General features: G+C 42.0%; 5 protein-coding genes and 4 pseudogenes. 3 read left to right on the top strand and 6 right to left on the bottom strand.

Annotated elements, in window-relative coordinates; all coding sequences use genetic code 11:
- A pseudogene (locus KNQ02_RS04930) lies at positions 1-659 on the top strand (transposase); the annotation flags it as partial.
- A gap of 191 nt (positions 660-850) precedes the next feature.
- Here KNQ02_RS04930 and KNQ02_RS04920 read toward each other — a convergent pair.
- Positions 851-1,441: pseudogene (locus KNQ02_RS04920) on the bottom strand (transposase); the annotation flags it as partial.
- Between the two features lie 156 nt (positions 1,442-1,597).
- Between KNQ02_RS04920 and KNQ02_RS04915 the strand changes: the two are divergent.
- Positions 1,598-1,939: pseudogene (locus tag KNQ02_RS04915) on the top strand (IS30 family transposase); the annotation flags it as partial.
- A gap of 98 nt (positions 1,940-2,037) precedes the next feature.
- Here KNQ02_RS04915 and KNQ02_RS04910 read toward each other — a convergent pair.
- The 5 genes and pseudogenes from KNQ02_RS04910 to KNQ02_RS04890 form a co-directional block, all read right to left on the bottom strand.
- Positions 2,038-3,387, bottom strand: coding sequence for a dihydrolipoyl dehydrogenase family protein (locus KNQ02_RS04910; RefSeq protein ID WP_214807396.1), 1,350 nt, complete (start codon positions 3,385-3,387; stop codon positions 2,038-2,040).
- A 333-nt stretch (positions 3,388-3,720) separates the two neighbouring features.
- Positions 3,721-5,373, bottom strand: coding sequence for a mercury(II) reductase (gene merA / locus KNQ02_RS04905; RefSeq protein ID WP_214807395.1), 1,653 nt, complete (start codon positions 5,371-5,373; stop codon positions 3,721-3,723).
- Between the two features lie 94 nt (positions 5,374-5,467).
- Positions 5,468-5,866, bottom strand: a complete 399-nt coding sequence (gene merR, locus KNQ02_RS04900) for a mercury resistance transcriptional regulator MerR (protein ID WP_214807394.1) — start codon at positions 5,864-5,866, stop codon at positions 5,468-5,470.
- 150 nt (positions 5,867-6,016) lie between these two features.
- Positions 6,017-7,028: pseudogene (locus KNQ02_RS04895) on the bottom strand (arsenic resistance protein).
- A gap of 319 nt (positions 7,029-7,347) precedes the next feature.
- Complete coding sequence (locus KNQ02_RS04890; protein ID WP_214807393.1) at positions 7,348-8,157, bottom strand: RES family NAD+ phosphorylase; 810 nt, start codon at positions 8,155-8,157, stop codon at positions 7,348-7,350.
- A 616-nt stretch (positions 8,158-8,773) separates the two neighbouring features.
- Between KNQ02_RS04890 and KNQ02_RS04885 the strand changes: the two genes are divergently transcribed.
- A complete protein-coding gene (locus tag KNQ02_RS04885; protein ID WP_214807392.1) occupies positions 8,774-9,097 on the top strand; it encodes an MBL fold metallo-hydrolase in 324 nt (107 codons plus the stop codon).
- Positions 9,098-9,118: the final 21 nt, after the last annotated feature.

The following is a 9,118-nucleotide window of genomic DNA, read 5'->3' as shown; positions in this document are numbered from 1 at the left end:
TATTCCTTTCATACAGCATGTGATCGGAATGGTTTTGTCCTCGGGACAATTGTCACACCAGGTAATATTCACGATAGTATCATTTTAAAGCCCTTGCTCGAACTCATCATCCACCGTTTTACCGTCCCGTTTGCAGTCGTCGCAGACTCCGCCTATAAAACCGCCCCCATCGCACATTTACTTCTCAGACAGCGTATTTTGCCAGTCTTCCCCTACACCCGCCCCAAAGGGGTGAAGGGTATGTTCAAAACGAATGCCTTCTATTATGATGCGTATTACGACTGCTATCTCTGTGAAAATAATCAGCCACTTGTCTATCGAACAATTACACGGGAAGGAAGACGGGAGTGGGTATCAGATCCAAAGATCTGTGAAACTTGTCCATTTCTAGAACGGTGTACGAAAAGTCAGACGATGCAGAAAGTGATTCATCGGCATATCTGGCAAGATGCAATCGACGAAGTCGAGCAACTTCGCCATACACCGGTTAACAAGTAGCTGTATACCCGACGAAAAGAGACAATCGAACGTGTCTTTGCGGACGCGAAAGAAAAGCATGGCATGCGTTGGACTCGCTACCGCGGGTTAAAAAAGTGACGATGCAGGCCATGCTCACTTTTGCTGCCCTGAACCTCAAAAAATTGGCCAATTGGTCATGGGATTCCAGTCGGAATCCTAATGGAGTGTCATATTTTTTACGCATACATAAAAACAAACCCTCATTTCCAAGTGGAAATGAGGGTTTGTCTACAGTCTGAAGAGGCTGGGACATAACTAGCTGACTCTTAATGAAAATAAGGGATTGCCATCATCATGATGCGCCATCCCTTATTTTTTTCATCACCTCTTGTTAAATTGCCCCTCGGGCAATACTTTGGGTGAGCCACTTTCTCAGATTTACTGCCATAAGAATGAATCCAAGCTCACGTTCCACCTTTGCTTTTCCTCTTACGGAAAAACGAGTGAAACGCAAATCAGCCTTCAGATTCCCAAAAACTGGTTCTACGTATATCTTACGTTTCGCGTAGATTTTCCCGTTTTTTTGATCTGAAAGCAGGTCCTTTACCTGTTCCTTTTGCTCTTCCCATGCAACGTTTACTCAGACTTGGCGATGACGCCCCTTCTCTGCCTTGGTACAGAGGGATCGAAGCAGGCAGTCATCACAATCCTCACTTTCGTACACCTTGAAATCGCGGGTAAAACCATATCGATCCGTCTTCTTAGACATGTAACGGAACGTCACGTTCTGCCCGTTCGGGCATACAAAGTGATCGGTCGTTTCATCGTAGGACCAGTTGGCGAGGGTATATTGACCTTCGGTCGCAATCTGCACGTTGTACCTAGGCTTGAGTTGTCCATTTTGCATATGATCTTCCTTCATCCGCATAAACGTCGCATCCGTATCCGTCTTCGAATAGTCGTTCCGTCCATTGAACGTTTCCTTTTGGACGGCATACTTCCTTTTTCTTCAAAAAACTCCGTTTCCAATGTATAACTCTTAGTAGTTTTAATCCATATATTAGTATGTTGATTATATTTCTCATGATTCCTTTGTGCATTAGGTTGATCATCAAAGTCTCTTATAATTCCAAGTCTAATGGAGTCTGCGATTCAAGCATTACATCTTTCCTTCTCGTTGGGAAAGTTCCAAACTGCGACGACAGATCGCGGAAAAGAATTTAGCTGTCATGAACGAATTCGTGACACGCTAGGCTTACCTATGTATTTTGCGGATCCGTATTCTTCTTGGCAGTGTGGGAGTAACGAGAACACCAATAGTCTTCTCCGTGAATTTTTCCTCAAGGGGACAGATTTCGGAAAGGTCAGTCGTTCTGGAATCGCTCAAGCGCTCGCCTGGATTAATGGGAGACCACGGAAATGTCTCACCTGGAAAACTGCATACGAGGTCTTCACCGAAGAAGTGTTGCACTTAATTTGACAAACCGTCGAACAAAAAAGTAGGAACTTTATACGAAGTTCCTACTCTTCCAATAATACGGTCATATATTAACTAGTTTTTAAGGCTATATATAGTCCTTACACCATGTACCCCAGATCAGAAGCCGCCGTTGGATAGGCATAGATCATCTGTTTGAGATCCTTAGTCGTCAAATTAAACTGAATGGCAGTCGCGAAGTGATTTATTAATTCATCCGCTTCGTGGCTGATCAAGTGAGCGCCCAGTATTTTATCACTTTCTTCATCGATGATAACTTTCACCATTGCATATTTTTCGTTTGTGCGTTTGTAGGTGTACCAGTCGGATGTCTCCATTTTATTCACTTTGATTTGATGGCCCTTTTCTCTAGCCTGTTCTTCGGACAATCCGACAGAGGCGAGCTTCGGAAGCGTGAACACCACAGTCGGCATCACTTTGTAATTAGGCGACCGGTGATTTTTTTTGAGCAGGTTGGATGCCACCACATGCGACTCCATCGAGGCAATCGGCGTAAGCGGCAGCCCCTCAGTTGCGGCTGCATCCCCCGCTGCATATACTCTTGGGTTGCTACGGCTCTGTAGGAATTCATTGACGGCAACGCCTCTTTTTTCGCGCTCCACATTGCCTTTTTCCAGCTGCATGTCTTCTAAATCCGGCATGCGCCCGGCACCATGCAGTACCAGACCGCCTTCAAAGTGAACTTGTTGGCCATCATTCACTCCAGTTACGGTGTAAAAAGCTCCGTTCTTCTCGATTGACTTCACTTCTGTCTCCAGATGGAGATGAATGCCGACCTCTTCTGATTTTTCCATCAACAGATCCACTAACTCCGATTCGAAGTGTTCAAGCGGACGTTTTCCCCGGTGAATAATATGCACTTCCGATCCGGCTCGCGCAGCGATATGGGCAAATTCAAAGGAGATGTATCCGCCGCCGATAAACACCAGTTTCGCCGGCAACTCATCCAGTTCCAGAAACTCATCGCTGTAGGTAAGGTGTTCCGTTCCTTCAATCGCCAACGGCGCCGGTTTGGCTCCATTTGCGATCAGTATATGCTTTCCGGTTAAAATGTCATCGCCTACTTGAATCTGATCTTCACTCAAAAAGGAAGCGCGCCCGTGAAAGGCTTGAATCCCTGCTTTTTGAAAGTTCTTTTCCCGGCTATCCGGCACCGGTTCGGTAAAGATGCGTTTGAAAGCCATCAACTCCGACCAATCAAGGTCAGAACCTGCAGTGACGCCGTTTCCTTTCATTCTATGGATGCCATCAATCAGTTCTGCGGCTCCCACGAGCACTTTTTTCGGATCGCACCCCCGGAGAGAACAGGTTCCGCCAAATGGACGGGAGTCGATGATTGCTACTTTCCATCCTGCTTTACTGCACTTGGAGGCTGCGGCGGAACCGGCCGAACCTGTTCCAATCACAATCAAATCGAAGTTTTCTACCATTTTTCTCATCCTTTCCTTGCAACAACTGTCGCTTCCTCTATCTTTTTACATTTGTCCCATTAGTACTCCTATTCCACTGCCTTTGCCAACATAAACTGTGTACCTTGTCCAGAGTTCCATTTTTTCTTCAATCAAAAAAATTAGAGAATAGCAGTGATTTTGCGTATACATATTTTTTCGAACAAGTGGCTAGTCGGCTAATTTTTCGAATACAAAAGGGCTAAATTAAAAATGATTCGCCGTTAGTTTTACTTTTGAAATTTTCTTTCAGCTGTCGTTCTTTCTTTTTTGCTAGTTTCTGCCTGTCTCATCAGCGAATCTACCCCTCAACCATTAGCCGGCACAGCAAGACAGTTTACTGACGTCTTTATCCAGTGTGATAGCAGCCAGTTTCAATCCTTCAGCCATTGTCAAGTAGGGCGTCATCGTGTTTTTCAGATCGTCTGTGGTTAAACCGAACTGCACGGCCAGTGTGGCTCCGTAAATGACCTCGCCCGCGTTTTCAGCTACTACATGCGCCCCAAGGATTTTTCTTGTTTGCTGATCTACCACCAGTTTGAAGACTCCGTTTGTTTCCTGGTTCACAAGGGCTCTTGGCACATTTTCAAGCGGCAGGACGGATGTCAGCACCGCGTATCCTTCATTACGGGCCTGTTGTTCCGTCAGCCCGATCGTCGCAATGGACGGGTTAGTAAATGTTACGCCCGGAACGTAACGCAGATCCACTTTCTTTTCCGCCCCATCCAGTGCGTTCTCCACTACTAGTCCACCTTCGTACGCAGCCACATAGACAAACTGCGGACCCAAGATCACATCGCCCGCTGCATAGATAGCAGAATTGCTTGTCTGCAGATACTCATTGACCGCCACTTCCCCACGCGGTCCAATCTCGACTCCGGCTTTCTCCAGTTGGAGAGAGCCTGTATTTGGCTGTCTTCCGGTGGCGACCAGCACTTGATTCGCTTCAATCATCTGTTCTTGCCCGTTTACTTCAAGATGAATTACTTTCACATCCCCTTTTTGTTCTACTTTTTTATAGATGACCCCTTTGATGAATTTCAGACCATGCTTGGTTAAGGCTTCTTCGGTGGCTTCCGAGATTTCAGGATCGTACTCTTTTAGTAGCAGTTCACTCCGTTGCATCATCGTCACTTCCGTTCCTAAGTTATGAAACAGCTGGCCCAGTTCCATCGCGATATAGCCTGAACCGATAACAGCCATTTTTCTCGGAACTTCTTTCAACTCCAAAGCGGTGGTGCTTGTTAAAAATTTCACTTCGTTAAGACCTGGAATATCCGGAATGGACGGGCTCGCCCCTGTGGAAATCAAAAATTTAGTGGCGGTATAAGTTTTTCCATTCACTTCGATTGTTTTTTCATCTGTGAATGAAGCTTCACCCCGAATCAGTTCAAACCCGTAATCACCAATTAGATCGATATATTTTCCCTGTCTCATCCCTTCAACCAGCTCATCTTTCTGGCTAGTTAGCGCAGCCAAATCAACCGATTCTGCATTTGTTTTCAGGCCAGTAAACGGGTGGCTGTCTGCCGAATGGTTGATTTCCCCTGCCCGAAGCAGGGTTTTGGAAGGGACGCAGCCAATATTGACACATGTGCCGCCAATAGTGCCCCGTTCGACCATCGCTACTTTCGCCCCTTTTTCAACGGCTTTGATAGCAGCCGAAAATGCAGCGCCGCCTGAACCGATAATCAATAGGTCATAATCACTCGTCGGATTATGGGAGACAACTTCGTTTCCTTTGGCTTTCACCTTCGCTTCGCCCGCTTGATAACCTGCCCCGTAGATAGTCTCTTTCGCTAGTTCCAGTTTCTCTTCAGCGATTTCAAACGTAGCCTGACCACGGCGAAAATCGGCTTTTGTGTTCTCAGCGCCGCTTGCTCGCAATGCTACCATTACGTGAGTCTCACAACTCATACAAGTCATTCCCGTTACAGGAAGAGTGACTTGGATTTTGTCGTTGTTCATCGTAAAAACTCCTTTTCTAGTGATAATGATATTTGGTCTGTTCGGAAGATAGAAATCTGTGAATTTTTCAAGCTCCTATTACCCGTTCTTTGTCTCAAACTTCAATCAAGGTCTCTAAAATGGGGCAGTCATGCAGTTCTTTTTCATCGGGACATCGTCTTTTTAAATCACTCAACATCAACGATACTCGTTGTAAATCATCAATTTTTTTTCGAACCTCTTTTTCTTTTGTGGATACAAATTCATACATATCCGCACATCGGGCTTCATCCTTGTCTACAATTCCAAGGAGTCGATCAATTTCACTTAGGGAAAATCCCAGCTCTTGCATACGCTTGATGAAATCAACCCGTTTTACCGTATCTTTTGAATAGATGCGATATCCTGAACTGTTTTTGGTTGGCTTTTGTAATAGTTTTTTTCGTTCGTAATACCGAATCGTTTCTTTGTTGACGCCGCAGATTTCCGTAAGCTTCCCAATCTGGTAGTCCATTTCAATCACCTCACCTACATCTTAAACTACGTACCAAGGTACGTGGTCAAGTTTTAATAAGAAGAACGATTTTGACAAGTCATCACTCAAATTTTACTTCTTAAACTACTTATGATAGATGAATTTTCGATAACTTCATGATATGTTAACTTAAATTAATTGTCTTTCCAATCCCTGTCTGCTTCTGGCAAACTGCCAGTTGAGCTTTTTCGCTGTATTGGTTTTCCTTAATGAGAGCAATATTTGAGAAACAATCGCTAACACGGGCAATTCAATAAGCGGACCAATGACTAATGCTAATGCAATCAGCAGCTGATCTGGAAAGGCGATTACAGCAATCGCTAAAGAAGCGGGCGAATTTCGTACAATGATTGTAAGGCTTAGACTCACTGTATCTTCGTAAGAAAATTTCATAACTTTCCCTACTGTTTGTGCAAGCACAAAGTTAACAACGAAGAAAAGTAAAACCGGTATGATTAATACAGAAATGACCTCTAGATTGTTGACTAAATAATTTCCTTGCGACGCGAACATAGCCAGGATTGCTAAGGATAAAAAGATTATTTGTGCAGCAGCGAAAAAGGGTACCACCTTCTTATTTAAGAAGACTTCTTTCTTCCTCAAGGCATAACGGGTCAAATGCGCAAGAACGAAAGGAATCACTAGTACCAGTAGAATACTTTCTTCAATCGTCGATAACGGGATGGAATCAATCGTACCGGCAAAAATGAACAGATAGATGGGTAGAAGCACTACCTGGAGGATCAAATTAATTGTCAAGACAGAAGTGGACAGTGGTACATTCCCTTTATCAATGGAAGTGAACATCAAATACCAGTTTGTACATGGGGTGACCATTAACATAATGAATCCAATCCATAAAGCTGGATGATCGGCAAGGACGACTGCCCCAAGGCTTCATGCCAATACAAGCGTCCACACAAAATTAATAACGGTACTTGTATTTAAAAATTTAAGATTCTTAAAGGCGTCTTTTAGATGCTGCAAAGGAATTGTTAGAAACGACCCATAGAGCATAAGCAGTAAAATGGAACGATGAAAGACTCAGCGTACGTTTCAAAAAAACACATTGTCTTAGGAAAAGCCCGGTACCTACTGCCAATAAAATGATAACCGTTTGAAACTTTTCGAATATGTTCATGATGACACTCCCTAACGTAAATAAAAAACTAAAGATATGTACGGTTAACTTTTAATACTAACTAACTCTCAAGATTTAAGCCAGCTCTGTTAAAAATCAAAACGTTCGTAAAAGTACACTTTTGCAGACAGAAAGGGAGAGTAGATGCTAGTCAAAATGCAACTTCTCTCCCCTTCTATTTATACAGCTACCAATAATGCCTCATATGTTAACTAATATAGATTTAATGCCTTAGCAGAAAATATTTAAGATCATTGAAAATATGAAGAAGAGTGGCGTCTTTTATATGTAAGCTTCTTTCCAATTAAATTATTCATATTTAACGAACAATTTTCTCCATTGAAGATTCTACTAATTTAACGTTTTTCGGATTGAATATTACTACATTCGTTCCTTCTCTATGTACAGTACTTCTATATTTTATTCCTGCATACCCTTTGCTCATAAAGTATTTAGCTAAAAGTTGGAAAGGGGCGTACTCCCTTGCTCTTACATCATGCTCTGTACTATGAACAGGCTTAAATATCTGATCATTATTAAATAAGTTAAAGTAAAATAATGCAGTAATTCGACTTCTTTCCTCAGTTGATTTTTTCTTTAAAATTCTAGCAAAGTCATATATATCCATCGGCAGACTTGAATCTCCTACCAGATTGAAAATATTGTTGTCACTGTTGGATTCAAATCGCGCACTTGTATAAAAGTCACCTTTTTCAACTCTCAGTTCTGCTTCTATCGTTCTTAAAATAAACTTTTTTTCCGCTTCCTCAGATCTTCCCTTCCTAACAGGAATTACCCCTAAATATATAAATGCTTTACCTGGAGGGTTCATTCTATTATGATTTCTCACATGATCAAGATGAGGAATCATTCTTTGATAGAAATCTAATTCAATCTTCTCATTTACCCCAACGCCCCTATAAATCTTTCCTAAATCCTTAACTGAAATTTCGAATTGTGATGCCATAGAATTAACTACATCATCAAAAACTTTGAAAAAAGTATATTTTTCAATTATTTCTTCTAATGAAAGCCCTTCTGTTTCTCCACTGTACAAGGCTTCCTTCAATGTATTCCAATGTTCCGCCATTATTTCAGATAAACCATTCACTACCTGCTTCATTTCCATAACTGCACCTCAATTTCCATTTTCCATTGATAAGAGAAAGCGTATAACCAAAAAACGTTTCCTGATTATCAGCTACATTCCCTTTTGAAGTTTTCATAGTAACACTATTCTTTCTGACTAGTATATGCAAAAAAAGTGCATACTTGTATACTGACCATTTACTAAATTTCATAACGAGTACACAGGATCAAGCTTTTTTCTATTCAAAAACAAAAAGGGGGATCAAACGACTCATAGGATAGATATTACCTACTCAATAAAAAATCAGCTATTAACAAAGGAGTGCTTTAACAATGACGAAATTAAAAAAAGCTGCAATTCTAACCACACTCACATTGAGCGGTGTATTAGCCGCTTGCGGACCTTCACAATAATCCATTACAACCGAAAAAACAGGACGTGGTGGTCCAACAAATTCGAAATGCGATCGTGACAGTGGAATACAAAGGACAAAAATTCTTAGTAGATCTCATGTTTTCTAAAAAGAACGAATTTGATTCGTTCGGTCCCGCTACAAGGGATGATCGAAATCCAGTAGTCGACCTTCCATTTTCTATCGACAAGATTATGGATGACGTAGACGCTGTCATCATTACCCACACGCATGAGGTTTACTTTGATCAAGCAGCAAAAAGAACAACTTCCAAAAGACATCAAAATGATAATACAAGATAAAAAAGATACAGATATGGCACGAAAAGCAGGCTTTACAAATATCGAAGTCTTGAAAGAAGGCCAAGCGACGATCTTTAAAGGCGTCAAACTGACGGAAGTAGATGGTCGTCATGGCTACGGAGAGATGGTAAAGAAAATGGGAAATGTCATGGGCGTTATCTTTCAGCATCCAAAAGAAAAAACTTTATATGTAGTAGGTGATACCGTTTGGTATTCGGAAGTGAAAAAAATATCGATACGTGTAAACCAGAGATTTTTATTTTGAACGGAGGACAGAATCAATTCC

The sequence above is a fragment of the Exiguobacterium sp. s102 genome, assembly GCF_018618635.1.
GTDB lineage: Bacteria > Bacillota > Bacilli > Exiguobacteriales > Exiguobacteriaceae > Exiguobacterium_A > Exiguobacterium_A oxidotolerans.
Note: the sequence above shows the minus strand (reverse complement) of the source record. Positions and strands in the feature narration are given on the sequence as shown.